The 20,494-nt window shown below is 41.8% G+C and carries 17 protein-coding genes and 1 pseudogene; 12 read left to right on the plus strand and 6 right to left on the minus strand.

All coding sequences use genetic code 11. The annotated features are described in order from the left end of the window. Positions 1-53: 53 nt before the first annotated feature. Positions 54-179 (minus strand): hypothetical protein, encoded by a 126-nt coding sequence (locus LJF29_RS21175; RefSeq protein ID WP_010334030.1) that lies wholly within the window; start codon positions 177-179, stop codon positions 54-56. 106 nt (positions 180-285) lie between these two features. On the opposite strand from LJF29_RS21175, the gene LJF29_RS08810 reads away from it, so the two are divergent. The 7 genes from LJF29_RS08810 to splB all read left to right on the plus strand — a co-directional run bounded on the left by LJF29_RS08810 (position 286) and on the right by splB (position 8,030). Next, positions 286-1,251, plus strand: a complete 966-nt coding sequence (locus LJF29_RS08810) for a LacI family DNA-binding transcriptional regulator (RefSeq protein ID WP_229148089.1) — start codon at positions 286-288, stop codon at positions 1,249-1,251. Between the two features lie 61 nt (positions 1,252-1,312). After that, positions 1,313-2,179 carry a glucose PTS transporter transcription antiterminator GlcT gene (gene glcT, locus LJF29_RS08815; protein WP_026014700.1) on the plus strand — a complete coding sequence of 289 codons (867 nt, stop codon included), beginning with the start codon at positions 1,313-1,315 and terminating at the stop codon, positions 2,177-2,179. Positions 2,180-2,410: 231 nt separating this feature from the next. Beyond that, the gene (gene ptsG / locus LJF29_RS08820) at positions 2,411-4,510 is read left to right on the plus strand and encodes a PTS glucose transporter subunit IIABC (protein WP_029441227.1); all 2,100 of its coding nucleotides are present in this window, start codon (positions 2,411-2,413) and stop codon (positions 4,508-4,510) included. A gap of 98 nt (positions 4,511-4,608) precedes the next feature. Beyond that, the gene (locus LJF29_RS08825; protein ID WP_010334034.1) at positions 4,609-4,875 is read left to right on the plus strand and encodes a phosphocarrier protein HPr; all 267 of its coding nucleotides are present in this window, start codon (positions 4,609-4,611) and stop codon (positions 4,873-4,875) included. Continuing rightward, positions 4,875-6,587, plus strand: a complete 1,713-nt coding sequence (ptsP, locus tag LJF29_RS08830; RefSeq protein WP_029441228.1) for a phosphoenolpyruvate--protein phosphotransferase — start codon at positions 4,875-4,877, stop codon at positions 6,585-6,587. The genes LJF29_RS08825 and ptsP overlap by 1 nt, the downstream gene beginning before the upstream one ends. A gap of 91 nt (positions 6,588-6,678) precedes the next feature. Beyond that, complete coding sequence (gene splA / locus LJF29_RS08835; RefSeq protein WP_044156104.1) at positions 6,679-6,918, plus strand: splAB operon transcriptional regulator SplA; 240 nt, start codon at positions 6,679-6,681, stop codon at positions 6,916-6,918. Positions 6,919-7,001: 83 nt separating this feature from the next. Then, positions 7,002-8,030, plus strand: a complete 1,029-nt coding sequence (splB, locus tag LJF29_RS08840; RefSeq protein ID WP_168747627.1) for a spore photoproduct lyase — start codon at positions 7,002-7,004, stop codon at positions 8,028-8,030. Here the strand turns inward: splB and LJF29_RS08845 are convergent. Then, on the minus strand, positions 8,023-8,724 hold the full coding sequence (locus LJF29_RS08845; RefSeq protein ID WP_229148178.1) for a GNAT family N-acetyltransferase: 702 nt from the start codon (positions 8,722-8,724) through the stop codon (positions 8,023-8,025). The genes splB and LJF29_RS08845 overlap by 8 nt on opposite strands. Positions 8,725-8,871: 147 nt before the next feature. Between LJF29_RS08845 and LJF29_RS08850 the strand changes: the two genes are divergently transcribed. Together LJF29_RS08850 and LJF29_RS08855 are read left to right on the plus strand one after the other, a co-directional pair. Further along, positions 8,872-10,839, plus strand: coding sequence for a methyl-accepting chemotaxis protein (locus LJF29_RS08850; protein ID WP_229148090.1), 1,968 nt, complete (start codon positions 8,872-8,874; stop codon positions 10,837-10,839). A gap of 136 nt (positions 10,840-10,975) precedes the next feature. Then, on the plus strand, positions 10,976-11,842 hold the full coding sequence (locus LJF29_RS08855; protein ID WP_229148092.1) for an NAD(P)-dependent oxidoreductase: 867 nt from the start codon (positions 10,976-10,978) through the stop codon (positions 11,840-11,842). 38 nt (positions 11,843-11,880) lie between these two features. Here LJF29_RS08855 and LJF29_RS08860 read toward each other — a convergent pair whose 3' ends face one another. After that, entirely contained in the window at positions 11,881-12,657 is a 777-nt protein-coding gene (locus LJF29_RS08860) for a CAP domain-containing protein (protein WP_029441230.1), read from the minus strand. Between the two features lie 338 nt (positions 12,658-12,995). Between LJF29_RS08860 and LJF29_RS08865 the strand changes: the two genes are divergently transcribed. Together LJF29_RS08865 and kinA are read left to right on the plus strand one after the other, a co-directional pair. Continuing rightward, the gene (locus LJF29_RS08865) at positions 12,996-15,116 is read left to right on the plus strand and encodes a peptidoglycan D,D-transpeptidase FtsI family protein (RefSeq protein ID WP_229148093.1); all 2,121 of its coding nucleotides are present in this window, start codon (positions 12,996-12,998) and stop codon (positions 15,114-15,116) included. 162 nt (positions 15,117-15,278) lie between these two features. Then, positions 15,279-17,099, plus strand: coding sequence for a sporulation histidine kinase KinA (gene kinA, locus LJF29_RS08870; protein WP_168747635.1), 1,821 nt, complete (start codon positions 15,279-15,281; stop codon positions 17,097-17,099). 9 nt (positions 17,100-17,108) lie between these two features. Here the strand turns inward: kinA and LJF29_RS08875 are convergent. Then, positions 17,109-18,292 (minus strand): annotated as a pseudogene (locus LJF29_RS08875) (aminotransferase A). Between the two features lie 201 nt (positions 18,293-18,493). Continuing rightward, the gene (locus tag LJF29_RS08880) at positions 18,494-18,655 is read right to left on the minus strand and encodes a hypothetical protein (RefSeq protein ID WP_229148095.1); all 162 of its coding nucleotides are present in this window, start codon (positions 18,653-18,655) and stop codon (positions 18,494-18,496) included. A 207-nt stretch (positions 18,656-18,862) separates the two neighbouring features. Here LJF29_RS08880 and cheV point away from each other — a divergent pair, with 207 nt between their 5' ends. After that, entirely contained in the window at positions 18,863-19,774 is a 912-nt protein-coding gene (gene cheV / locus LJF29_RS08885; protein WP_168747638.1) for a chemotaxis protein CheV, read from the plus strand. Positions 19,775-20,024: 250 nt separating this feature from the next. Here cheV and LJF29_RS08890 read toward each other — a convergent pair whose 3' ends face one another. Next, entirely contained in the window at positions 20,025-20,489 is a 465-nt protein-coding gene (locus LJF29_RS08890) for a YkyB family protein (protein ID WP_168747640.1), read from the minus strand. Positions 20,490-20,494: the final 5 nt, after the last annotated feature.

Here is a 20,494-nt window from a genome sequence, read left to right on the forward strand (position 1 = left end):
AAGGCAGAGATAAAAAAGGACTTTGTTCTCGACATCGTCCTTTTTTATCTGCTTTAAATAAAAAAATCATCAAACGTCCGAAATGGTTTCACTTCATGTTTTTGATTGAGCGGTCTTACAGCCAGGCAGCTTCCGCCCAGAACGGCCAGACATAATCCAATTAAAATGAAGAAACCCATGTATATCTTCTCCTTTCAGCAAAAAACCATCTAATCTGTCGGTACGTTCTTATCGTATTGTATGAAACGCATTCCAGATCAAGGGAAATCAGAAAGAAGGGAATTTATGGCTAATATTAAAGACATTGCAGAAAAAGCCGGTGTCTCCGTTACGACGGTTTCCAGAGTCATAAACAATCATCCTTATGTCAGTGAAGAGAAAAGAAAAAGAGTGCTTGAAGCAATGGAAGTTTTGGAGTACACAAGAAATGTCCACGCTGTGCATCTGTCGAAGGGGTTTTCAAACATGATCGGTGTCGTGATGCCGACGATCAGCCTTCCTTATTTTGCGGAGATGATGGCGGGAATCGCAGACGCTGCCGCAGAGTCGGGCATTCACCTCTCTTTGTTCCAGACAAATTATGACGTGAAGAAAGAAATCTTTGCACTGTCCCAGTTAAAACAGCGCCAGGTTGACGGTTTGATTTTTTGTTCGAAGGCACTGTCTGATGACAAGCTCAAGGAGTGGGAAGGCCCGATACTGCTTTGTCAGAATTCAAACAAGGGGGGATTTTCCACAATCAGCATTCCCCATCAAGCCGCATTCCGGGACGGACTCGACTACTTAATCGCCAAAGGGCACAAAAAAATAGCGATTTGCTTAGCAAGAAAAAAAGGAATGAACAGTCATATTCGCATCAAAGCATATAAAGATGCATTGGAAGAGATCGGAGAAACATTCAAGGAAGAATGGGTGATTGAGAAAGCGATAACAATGAACGACGGAAAAGCGCTTTTTCATAAATGGAACAGCTGGAGGGAAAGGCCGACGGCTATTTTTGTCGCCAATGACCAGGTATCGGCAGGGCTTATATTGGAAGCGAGAGCTCAGCAAGTGTCTGTTCCGGATGAACTTGCGATCTTAAGCTTTGATAACCATGAAATCAGCCAATTGCTTGGGATATCGACCATTGATATTCAAGCGAAGGAAATGGGCAAGCAGGCGTTTGCCATGCTGGAAAAAAGGATTCAGGGCCAGCCGATTGAAAGCAGGGTTCTTGATTACCGTCTCATTGAAAGATTAACTGTTTAGTGAAAGCATGAAAAAAGGTTTGACGCGCATTCCGTTCGTTATGTACGATATGAGGTATTGAATGACAAAGGAGCTGAGGATCGTGAATGGGTCCTTTACAGTGAAAAAGGTACTGAATAATAATGTATTAATTGCTTCTCATCATAAATACAGTGAAGTAGTTTTGATCGGAAAAGGAATTGGTTTCGGAAAAAAACAAGATGATGTGATTGAAGATAAAGGGTACGATAAAATGTTCATTTTAAAGGATGAAAAGGAACAGAAGCAGTTTAAAAAGCTCCTCGACTATGTTGATGAAAAGCTCGTTGATATTTCAAACGACGTCATATATCACATCAGCAATCGGACAAACCGCTCACTAAATGAACATATTCATATTGCACTGACTGACCATATTGCATTTGCAATCAAAAGGCAGCAGCAGGGCTTTGACATGAAAAATCCTTTCTTAATGGAGACGCAGTCACTTTATCCGGATGAATATCAGATAGCCCAAGAAGTCATTGACATTATCAATGAAAAAGCGGGAATCTGCCTTCCAGAAGGGGAGATCGGTTTTATCGCCCTGCACATTCATTCAGCTCTGACGAATCGCCCGCTGTCAGAAGTCAACAAGCACTCACAGCTGATGGCGCAGCTTGTAGAGGTGATTGAAGACTCGTTTCAAATGAAAGTAAATAAAGAAAGCGTCAACTATTTACGGCTTATCCGGCACATCAGATTTACGATAGAAAGAATTAAAAAAGAGGAACCGACTAAAGAACCAGAAAAATTAATGTTGTTATTGAAAAATGAATATCCGCTATGCTACAATACAGCTTGGAAATTGATTAAAATCTTGCAGCAAACATTGAAGAAACCAGTTCATGAGGCGGAAGCGGTTTATCTCACGCTTCATCTGTACCGATTAACCAATAAAATTTCATAAATTCAGTTTATCCTTTAAAAACGTGTTACTGATCCGATCAGGCATGAGTGATTGAGGGGAAAAAACGGGAAGTCTATTCTCGTTCTTTTGCGCACCTTATTTTGCTCATGCCTTTTTTGTTGTGTAAAAGGGCAAATGTAAACGGTTAAACTGGAAGACTTACGCCTGTGAATTCGTTGTCATGATTTTTAGCTGTAAGGTCAGACTAGTAAAAAGAGGAGGTCAATTCTTATGTTTAAAGCATTATTCGGCGTTCTTCAAAAAATTGGGCGTGCGCTTATGCTTCCAGTTGCGATCCTTCCGGCTGCGGGTATTTTGCTTGCGATCGGGAATGCAATGCAAAACAAGGACATGATCCAAGTCCTGCATTTCCTGAGCAATGACAATGTTCAGCTCGTAGCGGGTGTGATGGAAAGCGCTGGACAGATTGTTTTCGATAACCTTCCGCTTCTTTTCGCAGTAGGTGTAGCCATCGGGCTTGCCAACGGAGATGGAGTTGCCGGGATAGCAGCAATTATCGGTTATCTGGTGATGAACGTATCCATGAGTGCGGTTCTTCTTGCAAACGGAACCATTCCTTCCGATTCAATCGAAAGAGCCAAGTTCTTCACGGAAAACCACCCGGCATATGTAAACATGCTCGGCATACCTACCTTGGCGACAGGGGTATTCGGTGGTATTATCGTCGGTGTGCTGGCGGCATTGCTGTTTAACAAATTTTATACAATTGAATTGCCGCAATATCTTGGTTTCTTTGCGGGTAAACGTTTCGTACCGATTATTACGTCAATTTCCGCACTGATTCTGGGTCTTATTATGTTAGTGATCTGGCCTCCGATCCAGCATGGATTGAATGCCTTTTCAACTGGATTAGTGGAAGCGAATCCAACCCTTGCTGCATTTATCTTCGGGGTCATTGAACGTTCACTTATTCCATTTGGTCTGCATCACATTTTCTACTCGCCGTTCTGGTATGAGTTCTTCAGCTACAAAAGTGCAGCCGGAGAGATCATCCGCGGGGATCAGCGCATCTTTATGGCGCAGATTAAAGATGGCGTACAGTTAACAGCAGGTACGTTCATGACAGGTAAATATCCATTTATGATGTTTGGTCTTCCTGCTGCGGCACTTGCGATTTATCATGAAGCAAAACCGCAAAACAAAAAACTTGTTGCAGGTATTATGGGTTCAGCAGCACTGACATCCTTCCTGACAGGGATCACAGAGCCATTGGAATTCTCATTCCTATTCGTTGCCCCTGTCCTGTTTGCGATCCACTGTGTGTTTGCAGGGCTTTCATTCATGGTCATGCAGCTGTTGAATGTTAAGATTGGTATGACATTCTCCGGCGGTTTAATTGACTACTTCCTTTTCGGTATTTTACCGAACCGGACAGCATGGTGGCTTGTCATCCCTGTTGGTTTAGGGATTGCGGTTATTTACTACTTCGGATTCCGATTTGCGATCCGCAAATTTAATCTGAAAACACCAGGCCGTGAAGATGCTTCAGCTGAAACAGCAGCATCTGGGAAGACAGGAGAAGCAGGCGACCTTCCTTACGAGATCCTGCAGGCAATGGGTGACCAAGAAAACATCAAACACCTTGATGCTTGTATCACTCGTCTGCGCGTAACTGTAAACGATCAGAAAAAGGTTGATAAAGACCGTCTGAAACAGCTTGGCGCTTCCGGGGTGCTGGAAGTGGGCAACAACATTCAGGCGATTTTCGGACCGCGTTCCGACGGTTTAAAAACACAAATGCAGGACATCATCGCGGGACGCAAACCAAGACCTGAACCGAAAACATCCGCTGAGGAAGAAGTAGGGCAGCAGGTTGAGGAAGTCATTGCAGAACCGCTGCAAAATGAAATTGGCGAGGAAGTCTTTGTTTCTCCGATTGCTGGTGAAATTCACCCGATTACTGATGTTCCTGACCAAGTCTTCTCAGGAAAAATGATGGGTGACGGCTTTGCGATCCTTCCTTCTGAAGGCATCGTCGTTTCTCCGGTACGAGGAAAAATACTAAATGTTTTCCCGACAAAACATGCAATTGGCCTGCAATCCGACGGAGGAAAAGAAATTTTGATCCACTTCGGCATTGATACGGTCAGCCTCAAGGGCGAAGGGTTTACGTCTTTCGTATCAGAAGGGGACCGCGTTGAGCCTGGACAAAAGCTTCTTGAAGTTGATTTGGACGCAGTAAAACCGAATGTACCGTCTCTGATGACACCGATCGTATTTACGAACCTTGCTGAAGGAGAAACAGTCAGCATTAAGGCAAGCGGATCAGTTAACAGAGAGCAAGAAGACATTGTGAAGATTGAAAAATAAGGGTATATAGTACGCTGTGCTTGTCAGATGACAAGTACGGCTGTATGATATAATATTGTGAAGTAATAAAGCTTTAAGTTAAAAGGAGAATGATAAAAATGGCACAAAAAACATTCAAAGTAACTGCAGATTCTGGAATTCACGCTCGTCCTGCGACAGTTCTTGTACAAACTGCAAGCAAATACGACGCTGACGTTAATTTGGAATATAACGGCAAAACTGTAAACCTTAAATCAATCATGGGTGTTATGTCTCTTGGAATCGCTAAAGGCGCTGAAATCACAATTTCTGCAGCTGGCGCTGACGAAAACGATGCTCTTAACGCTTTAGAAGAAACAATGAAAAGCGAAGGACTCGGCGAGTAATGCAAGAATTAAAAGGGATTGGTGCTTCAGCCGGCATCGCGATTGCAAAAGCGTACCGGCTTGAAGAGCCAGATTTAACGGTTGAAAAGAAAAACATCTCTGATTCTGAAGCGGAAGTAAGCCGTTTTGAAGAAGCGATTGCACGTTCTAAAGAAGAGCTCGAAAAAATCAAAGAGCATGCTTTGAAAGAACTGGGTCAGGATAAAGCTGATATTTTTTCTGCTCACCTTTTAGTCCTCAGTGACCCTGAGCTTCTGAATCCTGTGAAAGAAAAAATCAGCTCTGATTCTGTGAACGCTGAATTCGCTTTAAAAGAAACGTCTTCTATGTTCGTTACCATGTTTGAATCAATGGACAACGAATATATGAAAGAGCGTGCGGCAGATATCCGCGACGTAACAAAACGCGTAACCGGCCACCTGCTTGGCGTTGAAATTCCAAACCCAAGCATGATTTCAGAAGAGGTTATTATTGTAGCTGAAGACTTAACACCGTCTGACACAGCTCAATTAAACCGTGAGTTCGTTAAAGGATTCACAACTGATATCGGCGGACGCACATCTCACTCTGCCATCATGGCGCGTTCTCTTGAGATTCCTGCAGTTGTTGGAACGAAAGCGGCTACAGGCACGATCCAAAACGGCGTGACTGTTATCGTTGACGGTATTAATGGCGATGTCATTATCGATCCTTCTGCGGAAACTGTAAAAGAGTATGAAGAAAAACATAACGCTTATTTAGCTCAAAAAGCAGAGTGGGCGAAGCTTGTCAATGAACCGACTGTATCAAAAGACGGTCATCATGTAGAGCTTGCAGCGAATATCGGTACTCCAGATGATGTGAAGGGTGTTCTTGAAAACGGCGGAGAAGCAGTTGGTCTTTACCGTACAGAATTCCTTTACATGGGAAGAGATCAGCTGCCTACAGAAGATGAACAGTTTGATGCTTATAAAACGGTTCTTGAGCGTATGGAAGGAAAATCAGTTGTCGTGCGGACACTTGATATCGGCGGAGACAAAGAGCTTCCTTACCTGCAGCTTCCTAAAGAAATGAACCCGTTCTTGGGATACAGAGCAATTCGTCTTTGCCTTGAAGAGCAAGAAATCTTCAGAACACAGCTTCGCGCGCTGCTTCGTGCAAGTACATACGGAAACTTGAAAATCATGTTCCCTATGATTGCGACAGTTAACGAATTCAAAGAAGCGAAAGCGATCCTTCTTGAAGAGAAAGAAAAGCTTGTCAAAGCGGGACAACCTGTATCTGACGATATTGAAGTCGGTATGATGGTTGAGATTCCGTCGACTGCAGTCATCGCTGATCAGTTTGCTAAAGAAGTTGACTTCTTCAGTATCGGAACAAATGATTTGATCCAATACACAATGGCAGCTGACCGTATGAATGAACGTGTAGCTTACCTGTATCAGCCATACAACCCTGCAATCCTTCGCTTAATTACACTCGTAATTGAAGCAGCACATAAAGAAGGAAAATGGGTCGGCATGTGCGGAGAAATGGCAGGAGACGAAATTGCGATTCCGATTCTTCTTGGCTTAGGCTTAGATGAGTTCTCAATGAGCGCAACTTCTATTCTTCCGGCAAGAACTCAAATCAGCAAATTGTCTAAACAAGAAGCTGAGTCATTCAAAGAGAAAATCTTATCTATGAGCACGACAGAAGAAGTTGTCGCGTTCGTAAAAGAAACATTCAAGTAATGCGCAAAAACCAGACGGCCTCCGGCCTGTCTGGTTTTTTTTCATAATCAGGGTTGCAGCGGGGCACAATAACATGGCTAGGAGGGATAGAATGTCAAACGAATTTAACGCAGGAGATACAGTCTACGTGATCTACAGAAATCCGCACGCCGCCAATGTTGCTCATATAAAGGAAGCTGAAATTGTGCATCATCCATACCATGAGGGTGAGCTTTCCCTGTTTATATTTGAAACCTACCATCCGTTTGCCGAGGATGATGCTGTTTTTGCAAGCTATGAAGAAGCAAAAACACTTTACAAAGAATTATTTGATATCGATCCGTACGAGTAACAAGGAAAACATTACAATTCATATCCTTTCCGTCTTATGAGAAAAGTAACGGTAGAAAAGGAAAAGGAAAAGGATGTGGCACCATGCAGAACCCATTTGTTCCGCAGCTCGTTTATATTGAACCGAGAGCAATGGAATATCCATTGGCACAGGAATTACATGATAAATTTGAAAAAATGGGCATCGAAATCAGAGAAACGACGTCCCATAACCAAGTGCGCAATATTCCTGGTAAAAACCATCTTCAGCAATACCGTAATGCAAAATCAACGTTAGTAGTTGGTGTCCGAAAAACATTGAAGTTTGATTCTTCAAAACCGTCAGCTGAATATGCGATTCCGTTTGCGACAGGCTGTATGGGGCATTGCCATTACTGCTATTTACAAACCACAATGGGAACAAAACCCTATATCAGAACCTATGTAAACGTCGAAGAAATATTGGATCAGGCGGATCAGTATATGAAAGAACGTGCACCGGAGTTTACAAGGTTTGAGGCTTCATGTACCTCTGATATTGTGGGCATCGACCATTTGACACACACGCTCAAGCACGCCATTGAACATTTCGGACAGAGTGAGCTTGGCAAGCTCAGGTTTGTCACAAAGTTTCACCATGTTGACCACCTTTTGGATGCTAAACATAACGGAAAAACAAGATTCAGATTCAGCATAAATGCTGACTATGTGATTAAGAATTTTGAGCCGGGAACCTCTCCTCTCGATAAACGGATTGAAGCGGCTGTAAAAGTAGCGAAAGCAGGCTACCCGCTAGGCTTTATTGTTGCGCCGATATACATTCACGAAGGCTGGGAGGAAGGATACAGACATCTGTTTGAAAAGCTGGATGCTGCTTTGCCGCAGGACGTCAGACATGATGTTACCTTTGAATTAATTCAGCATCGTTTTACAAAACCGGCCAAACGAGTGATAGAGAAGAATTATCCGAAGACGAAGCTAGAATTAGATGAAGAAAAACGTCGCTATAAATGGGGACGTTACGGAATCGGAAAATATATTTATCAGAAAGATGAAGAACATGTGCTTCGGGAAACACTCGAATCTTATATCGATACGTATTTTCCTAATGCGAAAATTGAATATTTCACGTAAACGGGCTGTCAGTTTTACAGCTCGTTTTTTCATAAAAGGGATTTTTCCACTCCATCAAAACCCCGTAATTCAGCGATTCTTCATCGTCTAAATAATTGCTGACGATACAGAGTGGTGAACGGCCGCAATGCAGGAGAAATGACAGTACAGGATCTTTCTTTTTTCCTTCTATTACATCCTCTACATATTGTGAAGCGCTGATTTCGTGGGCGTACTTATGATAAAAAGGAATACGTCCGCCGCCGAGTAACCGTTCCATTCGCTTTTCAACGGCTAATTCATACATCGTATTCATCAGCCATTTTCCTATTCCAAGCTTCCGGTAATGCGGTGAAACCGAAATATCAACTACATATAATGTATTTGCCTGCGGATCATGACATGTAATATAGCCGTTATCTGTTGTCTCCGCCCATGTATGCTCGGGAGCATCGGGATCAAAATGCACGATAAGGGCAGTCATCGAACCGACGATTTCACCATTAACCAGCGCGCATAAAGCCCCTTCCGGAAAGGTGTTGATATGGCTGTCAAGCTGTTCTTCTGACCACAGCAATTCCTGCGGAAATGGAGGGGGAAAACACTCTTTCTGAAGAGAAAGCAATCCCTTAATGTCTGTTTTTGAATAATTTCTGATCGTCAGCCGCTCAAATTTAATGCCATTATGGACATACATCTGTTTAAAAATGACAATCACTCCCTCTCATGCTGTTTATTATATCGTAATCAAACTGCTGAAACACAATTTTCAATGAATATTCTGTGTTTTCAATATCATTTATTTTATGATTATTCATTTTTTGGGTGAAAAGGCCGATATAGAAATTAGGAGGGGATTGGTTTGTTTAAAAAACTTCACATGAAAATTGCTGTTTTTGTTTCTATCATGTTAATCGTTACAGTTGTTCTTTTAATGCTTTCTTCTTACCTGACGTTAAAACCGATGATTACAGAGGATGGGAAAAACACGACACAAAACGTAACAAACTCGCTTGAACAAAATATTGAACTGCAATTAAAGAGTTATGACATTTCGCTGTTAAGATTGGCAAATGGAGAGTTAACCCGTGCGTTTGTGACAAACTCAAGTAAAGAAGCTGCCAGGCTGTTTAATGATGACATCAAACAAATTAAAGAAAACGATGATTATGTAGCGATGGCCTATATTGGCACCGCAAAAAAAGAAATGTTTACATATCCGAAAGCCGAATTTGCAGAAGATTATGACCCGGCTTCTAGAACATGGTATAAGCGCGCGGCTGAAACACCGGATAAAGTCGTCTGGACGGAACCCTATCAAGATGTCGTGACGGGAGAAATGGTCGTCACAGCCTCAAAAGCAATTCTTGACGGGCAGAAGGTGATAGGGGTTGCCAGTTATGATCTGAAACTTTCTTCCATCCAAGCTATGGTAAATAAGCAAAAGGTGCCATACAATGGCTTTGCTTTTTTAGCTGATGCAAGCGGCAATCTTTTAGCACATCCGTCAAACCAAGGAAAAAATATCTCCAAGGACCAAACATTAAATACCATTGCATCTGACAAAAACGGGATACAAAATGCAAAGGGAAAAATGATTGTGTATCAGACGGTTGGAGAAACGGGATGGAAAGTCGGAACACAATTTGACACAAATCAATTAATGTGGATTTCAGATAAAATGAATCGGGCGAATCTTTTCATCTCACTCATCGCGCTGGCGGTGACGATTATTCTCAGCTACTTCCTCGCCAAAACAATAACCGGGCCGATCCAGCAGCTTATTGCGAAAACAAAGGCTGTCTCTGCAGGCGATTTGACAGTCCACGCAAAGTCAAAGACTAAGGATGAAGTCGGCATGTTAACAAGAGACTTTAATCAGATGGTTGAAAACATGAAGGAAATGGTGGAACAAGTCAGATATTCCTCAGGAAAAGTGTCTGACACCTCTGAACAACTAACAGCTGTCTCCGCTGAAACCAATGAAACGAGCGGACAAATTGCAAAAGCGATCGAAGAAGTGGCAGCAGGGGCAACGGAACAGGCTTCAGAGGTTGAAACCATTAACGAAAAATCGGAAAACCTGTCTGCTAAAATCAGACGAATTGCAGATCAGGCAGGCGGCATGAAAGCACGTTCAAAATCCTCAGAGGATGCTAGCTATAAAGGGCTTGACGCTCTCGGCCAGCTGCTGATGAAATCAAACGAAGCCAATACGGAAACAAAGAAAGTCGAAACGATGCTGCTGGATTTAGAAAATCAAACCAAGAATATTGAAGAAGTGGTTACTGCGATTTCAAATATCTCGGATCAAACCAATTTACTTGCTTTAAATGCCAGTATTGAGGCAGCCAGAGCTGGTGAAAGCGGACGCGGATTTGCAGTCGTGGCTGAAGAGGTGAGGAAGCTTGCCGAGCAATCAGCGCTTTCCACCAAGCATATCAGTGAGACAGTGAAGTTGATACAGCTTGAAACAAAAGAGGCTTCCCATGCAATGGTTGAAGCAAGTAAAATGAATGATGAACAAAACAGCGCAATCCATGAGACTGGCGAAGTATTAAACACAATCACGTCGGAAATGCAGTCACTTGTACAAGGGATTGATCAAATTTACGAAGACATACAAAGAATGAGTGAAGAACAGCTTGCCATATCTGAAGCGATTCAAAGCATCTCAGCTATATCACAGGAATCGGCTGCTGCAGCGGAGGAAGTCAACGCCTCAACCGATGAACAGCTGATCACGCTTGAGAAAGTCAAACACTCAACTAATACATTAAAACATGCAAGCCAAGAGCTTATGAACGCTATTGAGAAATTCACATTATAGATATTGGATACCCAGAACTTTTTCAAGTTTTGGGTTTTTTCATTTTCTAGACTCTACTATATGTTTACTAGATATGGTAGTCTAGAAAATGATAAATTTTAACTAAATGAAAACAATACGTCTGGGAGGAATCGCCTTGAAAAAAACAGTCGGTTTTATCGGTCTTGGAGTAATGGGAAACAGTATGGCTTCACATATCCTTAATGATGGACATCCTGTATTGGTGTACACCCGCACAAAAGAAAAAGCGGACAGCATACTGGAAAAAGGTGCGGCATGGAAAGGCACCGTAAAGGATCTTTCAAAAGAAGCTGATGTCATTATTACAATGGTAGGCTATCCCAGTGATGTAGAAGAAGTGTATTTCGGCAGCAGCGGAATTATTGAAAATGCTAAAAAAGGCGCGTATCTCATTGATATGACGACTTCTAAACCGTCGTTAGCCAAAAAAATTGCGGAGGCAGCCAAAGAAAAATCATTATGTGCCTTAGACGCACCTGTTTCAGGAGGTGACATCGGCGCGCAAAACGGAACACTGGCGATTATGGTCGGAGGAGAAAAAGAAGCGTTTGAAGCTTGCCTGCCCATCTTCTCTTTAATGGGAGAGAATATTCAATATCAAGGGCCGGCAGGAAGCGGGCAGCACACAAAAATGTGTAATCAAATCGCGATTGCAGCAGGTATGATCGGTGTAGCCGAAGCGATGGCTTATGCCCAAAAATCAGGTCTTCAGCCGGAAAACGTCCTGAAGAGCATTACAACTGGAGCGGCAGGAAGCTGGTCATTGTCAAACCTCGCCCCGCGTATGCTGAAAGGTGATTTCGAACCAGGTTTTTACGTAAAGCATTTTATTAAAGATATGGGAATTGCTTTAGAGGAAGCGGAATTAATGGGGGAAGAAATGCCAGGCTTGTCGCTAGCGAAATCATTATATGACCAACTTGCCGCACAAGGAGAAGAAAACAGCGGAACTCAAAGTATATATAAGCTTTGGGTGAAATAAAAAGAGATTGCCTGTCAAAACAGGCAATCTCTTTTTTATTATTTTCCGATGAATTGCTGTGTCCAGTAGCTGCCTGATTCAACATAACCCACACCGATGTGTGTAAAGTTAGGGTTAAGAATGTTTTTTCTGTGGCCCTCACTGTTCATCCAAGCTTTTACTACTTCTTCAGGTGTTTTTTGTCCTTTAGCAATGTTTTCACCAGCTGTTTTGTAGCTGATTCCGAAAGATTTCATCATATCAAACGGTGAGCCGTAAGTTGGGCTTTGGTGATCAAAATAGTTTTTGTCTTTCATATCCTGTGATTTTGCACGTGCAGATTTGCTTAATGTTTCATCAATTTGGAGCGGTTTTAAACCTTGTTTTTGTCTTTCTGCATTTGTCAGCTCAACAACTTTTTTCTCATATGCACTTACAGATGAAGGTGCAGCTGTTGTTGTATTATTGCTGGTTTTTTCAGCAGTAGCCGGTGCTTTAGCAGCAGTGCTTTGATCAGCGGCTTTTTCAGGAGCCTTTTGAGCTGGCTTTACAGCTTCCGGTTTTTGAACATCCTGAATCTTCATGTTGGATTGTTTCGCATGCTTTTGAAGAAGCTGCTCAAGCTCTTTTTCATTCGCCGCGTTTAGTGTTTTTATATTTGTTTTAATATGTAGCTTTTTCACTACATCCTTAAGTGTAAGGTTTTGCACTGTGTTCCCCGTTTTGACCGTTACCACAGGCTGGCAGGAGAGTTCTTTCGCTGATGCTTGCTGTACGCCTCCGAATGTGAATAATCCAACCGCAGCGGCAGCAGATAAAATAAATGCTTTTTTCATTAGTTCGTAACCTCCTAGAGTTGTTTGTTTTCTACAAAAAAATCATAACATAGCTTTTTTGTCATAAAGAATCCATCACTTTCCTTTGACAAATGATGATTGTCATTTTTGTAATCAAAACGCGCTGAACTGCTGATGACAAGCGAGTCATGTGTATGTAGTGACTTTATCTCACAGTTACATAGCTTCCTATTTTTTGAATCGTTAGTTATATTTTAATGTATTTCATTATTGACAACTTTTTTTATCCCTTTTCGCTGTAACAACTATTACAAAGGTGTTACAATTAAAAACAGTATATGTAAATATATTGAATGATTTGAGAGGGGTAACCAGAAGTGACTGAAATAGGACGTGAACCAAAGAAAAAGCGAAAAGGAAGCAGAGCAATCAGAATGAATCTGTATTTCTTAGCGGTCTTTGTTCTATTTACTGCATTAATCTTTAAGCTTGGCGTTGTTCAAATTGTCGAAGGCGAACAGCATGAAGAAAACGCTGAGAAAGCTAATGCGAAAACAGCGTATTATCCAGCGCCTCGGGGAAAGATGTATGACAGAAACGAGAAAGTGGCTGTTGATAACCAGAGCGTTCCGGAAATTGTGTATGTCTCAACATCAAGCACAAAAACAAAGGACAAAATCAAAACAGCTAAACGGCTTGCCGCTTTGATCGATATTGATACCGAATTTTTAAAGGATAGAGATTTACGTGATTACTGGCTCGCTTCTCATCCGAAAAAAGCCGCCCGCCTGTTAAAGGAATCTGAAAGCAATCTGAAGGGGACACAGGCTTACAAGCTTCAAGTGGAACGCCTCCCGGCTGAAGAATTGAAGGCCATCCAGCGGGATGACGGAGAAATGCAAACCGCGGCCATATACACAAGATTTTCAAGCGGGAATGCGTATGAACCTCAGATTGTAAAAGCGATGGACCCGAATAACAGCAATGGCAACGGCAAGAATGGATCATTGCTTGATGAAAAGAAAAACTCCTCGCAAAGACCGAAAAATGATTTAACATATGATGAAATTTCTATTGTGTCTGAGCATTTAGAAGAGCTGCCGGGGATAGATGTCGTAAACGATTGGACACGAAAATACCCTTATGACAAAACACTTTATTCCGTTTTTGGAGGTGTCACAACACCTGATCAAGGGCTGCTCAGCGACCGGAAAGACTTTTATGTTACGAGAGGCTATGCGAGCAATGACAGAGTCGGCAAAAGTTATTTGGAGTATCAATATGAGGACTATTTAAATTCTCATAAAGAAAAAGTGGAATACGTGGAAGACAATAAAGGAAATGTCGTCAGCCAGAAAACAATCGACAAAGGCAGCCGGGGCTATGATCTTCGTCTTTCATTTGACATGGAGCTGCAGGCAAAGGTAGAAAAGATTGTGGAAGAAGAAGTGAGAAATAGCCGCGCACGCGGAAACTATATGCTTGACCGGGCCTTTGTTGTGATGATGGATCCGAATAACGGCGATATTTTGTCGATGGCAGGAAAAAAGATAGATTTAGAAACAAATAAGACTCAAGATTATGCGATCGGTGCTTTTACAACCCAATATGAAATGGGATCAGCAGTAAAGGGTGCAACCGTTCTCGCCGGCTATCAAGATGGTATCCCGCATTATAAATATTTCTTTGATACACCTCTGTATTTTGCAGGAAATAATAGGCCTAAGAAATCCTATATGAACATGGGAACTATCAATGAATTAACGGCTTTGCAAAAAAGTTCAAACGTATATATGTTTAATGTTGCTATGCATATAGCTGGGGTAACGTATAAGCCGCATGGACCGCTTCCTGCTGATCAGAAGGATCTGCTCAAAATGAGAAATTACTACAGCCAGTTTGGCCTTGGAGTCAAGACTGGTGTTGACCTGCCGCAGGAATCTGCAGGAATGCAAACGACACCTGATGCCGTAGGGGGACTAATTTTAGACTTGGCTATCGGTCAATATGATACATATACACCGCTTCAGATGGCACAGTACATTTCGGCAATCGCAAATGGCGGATACCGCATACAGCCTAGAATCGTCACAAGTATCCATAAACCCAGCAGTAAAGAGGAGCTTGGAAAAACAATTGAGCAAAGAAAGCCTAACATCCTGAATAAAATCAATAATACGGAAAGTGATATTCAGCAAGTAAAAACTGGAATGAAATTAGTTACAACTTCGGGGACCGCTAAAAATACTTTTACAGAAGACGTGTCTGGAAAAACGGGAACAGCTGAAACATTTTACTACGGCACAAATCAAAATTGGTGGGGAAAAAGGACATACAATCTAACATTTGTCGGCTATTACCCATCGAAAAATCCAAAAGTTGCATTTAGTGTGGTTGTACCTTCAGTAGCAAACGATCACGATCCGATCAATAAGTTAATCGCCAAAAGAGCCATACACGCCTACGCAGAGCTCGAAAAAAAACACAGTAAAAAATAAAAAACAGGGTGCACAACTAAAAGATTGTGTGCCCTTTCTTTTCCTCAAAAATTAGAGATCACTATAAGAATAGAAGGAGAATACTCATTTTCTAGCGAATCATACTAGGTAAAAGTCAATCTGTAAATGTCGAACATGATGATCATGCAAAGGAGGGATTCTGTGGAACAGGATACGCAGTATGTTAAGCCATTTCAAACGAAAACCGATATTCATGCAGTCTTGGCTTCTAATGGACGCATCATTTATATATCAGCCAACTCCAAACTGTATCTGGGTTATCTCCAGGGAGAAATGATCGGATCATTCCTCAAGACATTTCTGCATGAGGAAGACCAATTTTTAGTTGAAAGCTATTTTTATAATGAACATCATCTGATGCCGTGTACCTTTCGTTTCATTAAAAAAGATCATACGATTGTATGGGTGGAGGCTGCAGTAGAAATTGTGACGACGAGAGCTGAGCGGACGGAACGGGAAATCATTTTGAAAATGAAGATTCTCGAAGAAGAGTCCGGGCATCAGCCTCTTACCTGCGAAAAACATGAAATTGAGCCTGCGAACCCGGAATCAACTACATATATAACGGATGATTATGAGCGGCTAGTTGAAAATCTTCCAAGCCCGCTATGCATCAGTGTCAGCGGCAAAATCGTCTATGTGAACAGCGCGATGCTTTCTATGCTGGGAGCAAAGAGCAAGGATGCTGTTATTGGTAAATGGTCCTATGAATTTATTGAGGAAGAGTATCATGATATCGTCAAAAACAGAATTATACGAATGCAAAAAGGAATGGAAGTCGGAATGATTGAACAGACGTGGAAAAGGCTTGATGGCACACCTGTTCATTTAGAAGTGAAAGCGTCCCCGACCGTCTACAAAAACCAGCAGGCTGAACTGCTTCTGCTAATCGATATCTCTTCAAGGAAAAAATTCCAAACCATCCTGCAAAAAAGCCGTGAACGATATCAGCTGCTGATTCAAAATTCAATCGATACTATTGCTGTGATTCATAATGGGAAATGGGTGTTTATGAATGAGTCGGGAATTTCGCTGTTTGAAGCGGCTACCTATGAGGATTTAATCGGCAAAAATATATACGATCAGCTTCACCCTTGCGATCATGAGGATGTGAAAGAGAGAATCCAAAACATTGCCGAGCAAAAAACAGAATCAGAAATTGTTAAGCAATCATGGTTTACCTTTCAGAATAGGGTCATCTACACGGAGATGGTCTGCATTCCGACGACCTTTTTCGGTGAAGCAGCTGTCCAAGTCATTCTGCGTGATATTTCTGAGAGAAAACAAACAGAGGAACTCATGCTTAAATCAGAAAAGTTATCTATCGCAGGACAGCTCGCAGCGGGAATCGCGCATGAGATCCGCAATCCGCTGACAGCGATCAAAGGATTTTTACAGCTGATGAAACCGACGATGGAAGGAAATGAACATTATTTTGACATTGTATTCTCTGAGCTCAGCCGAATTGAATTAATACTCAGTGAACTGCTGATGCTGGCGAAGCCCCAGCAGAATGCGGTTAAAAAGCATTTGAACTTGAAAAAACTAATTGGTGAAGTCTCGGCGCTGCTGGAAACTCAGGCGAATTTGAACGGGATTTTCATCAGAACCCGTTATGAGAAAGACAGCATTTATATAAACGGGGACCAAAATCAGCTAAAGCAGGTATTCATTAATTTAATAAAAAATGCCGTAGAATCCATGCCTGACGGAGGCACTGTAGACATTATCGTAACAGAGGATGAGCATTCTGTTCATGTTACCGTCAAGGACGAAGGGGAGGGCATACCTGAAAAGGTGCTCAACCGTATTGGAGAACCATTTTTAACGACAAAAGAAAAGGGAACTGGACTTGGGCTGATGGTAACATTCAATATCATTGAGAATCATCAAGGCGTTATCCATGTAGACAGTCAGCCGGATAAAGGCACAGCGTTTAAGATCTCATTTCCAAAAAAATAAAACAACGGCTTAAACGCCGTTGTTTATATCGTCTGCATCGATTCCCTTTTCTTTAGTACAAATAATTCTAAACGATCTAATCCTTCTCTTAATGTGTCCAGCGAGTATGCAAAAGACAGCCGTACATATCCTTCACCAAACGCTGAGAACGAGCTGCCGGGCACAAGCGCCACACCAGCATCCTCCAAAAGAGCCATACTAAAATCAAACGAAGACATTCCAAAGGATTTAATAGAAGGAAAAATATAAAATGCGCCAGACGGTTTTACGACATCAAGCCCCATAGACACGAGGCGGTCATACACATAATCGAGCCGTTTTTTGTACTGCTCTCTCATGATCAGGGCGTCGTCAAATCCGTTAGTCACAGCTTCAAGCGCTGCCTTTTGAGAAATAGAGGACGCACATGACACATTGTATTGATGAACCTTTAAAATGTGTTTTGCTATTTCTTTAGGAGCGAATAAAAATCCGATTCTCCATCCCGTCATGCTGTGGGATTTTGACAAGCCGTTAATAACAATGGTTTGATCCCGCAAATGTGTTGCGATCGAATGGTGCGGTCTGTCATATGTTAATTCGCTGTATATTTCGTCTGACAATACGAAGACATTTCTGCCTTTTAATAGAGCCGCAATGCTTTTCAGCTCTTCTTCAGATAACGTGACACCGGTAGGGTTTGACGGATAAGGAAGCACGACACACTTGGTATTGGGAGTCAGAGCTTCTTCAATCAGCCGGGCTGTGAGCTTAAAACCGTGGGACGTCGTGTCAACAATGACAGGTTTAGCACCGCACAAATTGATAATAGGTTCATAACCCGGGTATATCGGACCGGGCATAATGACTTCATCGCCGGGAGACAAAATGGTGCGGAATGCTGCATCAATGGCTTGGCTTGCTCCTGTTGTGATCATTATTTCACTTTCAGCTTCATAGTTGAAATCCGCTTTTTTCTTCATATAAAGTTGAACAGCTTGTCTCAATTCCAGGTAACCGGCATTCGGAGTGTATGATGTAACGTTGTCATCAATGGCTTTTTTTGCGGCAGCTTTTACGTGATGCGGCGTGAAAAAATCAGGCTGGCCGATCGTAAGTGAAATGACATTTTCGTGTTGAGATACAAGATTTGCGAATTTGCGTATTCCTGAAATTTCAATCTCTCTGGCTTTCGGATTCAGCAAATGTTCCATAATTCATCACCTTAATATATATAATGAGTTTATCCTATTTTACCACTAGCTGGCCATTTGTCACCTTTTTAACCGATACATTTCGATTGTATGCGCCTATTTTCTAAACATACCTTCCTTCTCAGAAAAAAAGAAGACAACCAGCGATTTGATTGTCTTTATTGTATCATGTTCTATTATTGTTTATATGTGCCAATTTCATCAATAACCATAGTCAAAATGAAGGTCTTCGTGCCAAATCATGTACGGGGGATGCTCTTGTTGAAGATCAGCAGATTCTTTCTTCATATGAAGATAAGTCTCTTCACTGATATCCTCTAAAACAGTCATTTCATCTTCTTTAAATATTACTAAAGTACCCATTATTTACACCCTTCTTTGGAAAAATCCTTGACTATTTTATCACTGTCAGTCGGAATGTCAATGGACATTAGGAAAAAAGTTTCTTTTTTTGAGATTGTCAGCATAACTACGGCCAGAATAGGATTTTGAAGAGCCTCACCATTCATTTTTTATAATTTGCGCCGATATATACAGTACAATACTGAATGCGAATAGCGAGGGATTGAATTGTCGTTACAACAATACGAAATTTTATTGGATTCTGGTACAAATGAATTAGAAATTGTGAAGTTTGGCGTTGGTGGCAATGCTTTCGGCATTAACGTCATGAAAGTGAGAGAGATTATTCAGCCTGTCGAGGTCACATCAGTGCCTCACTCCCACCAGCATGTAGAAGGAATGATTAAACTAAGAGGAGAAATTCTCCCAGTCATCAGCTTGTTTTCCTTTTTTGGGGTTGAGCCTGAGGGATCAAAAGACGAGAAGTATATCGTAACTGAATTTAACCAGCGAAAAATTGTTTTCCATGTCGGATCTGTTTCTCAAATTCACAGGGTTTCCTGGGAAGCGATTGAAAAGCCAACTTCCTTAAATCAAGGAATGGAGCGCCACCTCACAGGGATTATTAAACTGGAAGACATGATGATCTTTTTGCCTGATTATGAAAAAATCATCTATGATATCGAATCAGACTCAGGTGTTGATACGTATAATATGCATACCGAGGGCTTCGATGAAAGAAGAGCTGATAAAAAACTTATCATTGTGGAGGATTCACCGCTTCTGATGCGCCTCTTAAAGGATGAATTAACAGAAGCCGGATACAACAATATTACAGCGTTTGAGAATGGAAAAGACGCATATGACTATATCATGAACCTTGCTGAAAGCGGCAATGATTTAACAGAACAGATCGATATGATCATCAGTGACATTGAAATGCCGAAAATGGACGGGCACAGGCTGACAAAGCTGCTTAAAGACAATCCGAAGAGTTCTGATGTGCCGATTATGATTTTCTCATCATTAATTACAGATGATTTGCGTCACCGGGGAGAAGTGGTCGGTGCCGATGAGCAAATCAGCAAGCCGGAAATCGGCGATCTGATTAAAAAAGTAGATACGTATGTGATCGATTAATAAAAAGACGGATGCCATAAGTAGGACTGACTCCATAAGATGAGACAAATAAAAAACACCTTCAAGTTTGAAAACGGATCGTTGTTGTCCGAAATAAGACTGGAGGTGTTTTTTGTATGGGAACAAGCCGTATTCAAACGAAACTAAACAGCCAATCACCGATAAGCTATCGGCAATTGGCTGGATAAAATGTGTTTTGATCCCTGTCTCAAAAACGGGGGTCAGTCCCCCAGTGGCAGCGGCTTTTTTATTAAAAATAACTCTCGCCGAGTTTCTTAAAGACAGGCTTATGATATGCAGGCTGCTGGCGATTCGCCACAAGCGGCTTTTCTTTCATGCCGACGTATTGTTGCAATAGGTGTTTTGCTTTTGTTAAAGACATTTGAGCTTTAGGATTTCGGTACGACTGATTAAGTGTACCTAAATGCGGAAGATGTTCGAAGTCTTCTTTAGTTGGAGGCATGTGAAAATAGTAGTCTCCGATTGAGATAAGCACGTCCGATTGCTGCTGGCTGAACCTTGGATTTTTTGAAAAATGAAGCCCTATTTTCTTTCCTTTACCTTCTTTGACAAGCTTTTGCAAAGCCCGTTTTTTCAGCAGATATAGGTATTTAGGGTTGGGGGCGGTTTTTGCATGGCGGTTCACAGTGTAAACTGCTTTTGAAAGATTATCTACGGTTGGCTGCAGATCTTTCGAGTATGCATGGTCGTCCATTATTT

The organism is Bacillus sp. LBG-1-113, assembly GCF_020708615.1.
Taxonomy (GTDB): Bacteria; Bacillota; Bacilli; order Bacillales; family Bacillaceae; genus Bacillus; species Bacillus mojavensis.

Coding starts and splice junctions, on each gene's coding strand:
- LJF29_RS08810 (WP_229148089.1), top strand. CDS start 286: ATGGCTAATATTAAAGACATTGCAGAAAAAGCCGGTGTCTCCGTTACG.
- LJF29_RS08860 (WP_029441230.1), bottom strand. CDS start 12,657: ATGAAAAAAGCATTTATTTTATCTGCTGCCGCTGCGGTTGGATTATTC.
- LJF29_RS08825 (WP_010334034.1), top strand. CDS start 4,609: ATGGCACAAAAAACATTCAAAGTAACTGCAGATTCTGGAATTCACGCT.
- LJF29_RS21175 (WP_010334030.1), bottom strand. CDS start 179: ATGGGTTTCTTCATTTTAATTGGATTATGTCTGGCCGTTCTGGGCGGA.
- LJF29_RS08890 (WP_168747640.1), bottom strand. CDS start 20,489: ATGGACGACCATGCATACTCGAAAGATCTGCAGCCAACCGTAGATAAT.
- splA (WP_044156104.1), top strand. CDS start 6,679: ATGTCAAACGAATTTAACGCAGGAGATACAGTCTACGTGATCTACAGA.
- glcT (WP_026014700.1), top strand. CDS start 1,313: ATGACAAAGGAGCTGAGGATCGTGAATGGGTCCTTTACAGTGAAAAAG.
- splB (WP_168747627.1), top strand. CDS start 7,002: ATGCAGAACCCATTTGTTCCGCAGCTCGTTTATATTGAACCGAGAGCA.
- ptsG (WP_029441227.1), top strand. CDS start 2,411: ATGTTTAAAGCATTATTCGGCGTTCTTCAAAAAATTGGGCGTGCGCTT.
- LJF29_RS08880 (WP_229148095.1), bottom strand. CDS start 18,655: ATGGGTACTTTAGTAATATTTAAAGAAGATGAAATGACTGTTTTAGAG.
- ptsP (WP_029441228.1), top strand. CDS start 4,875: ATGCAAGAATTAAAAGGGATTGGTGCTTCAGCCGGCATCGCGATTGCA.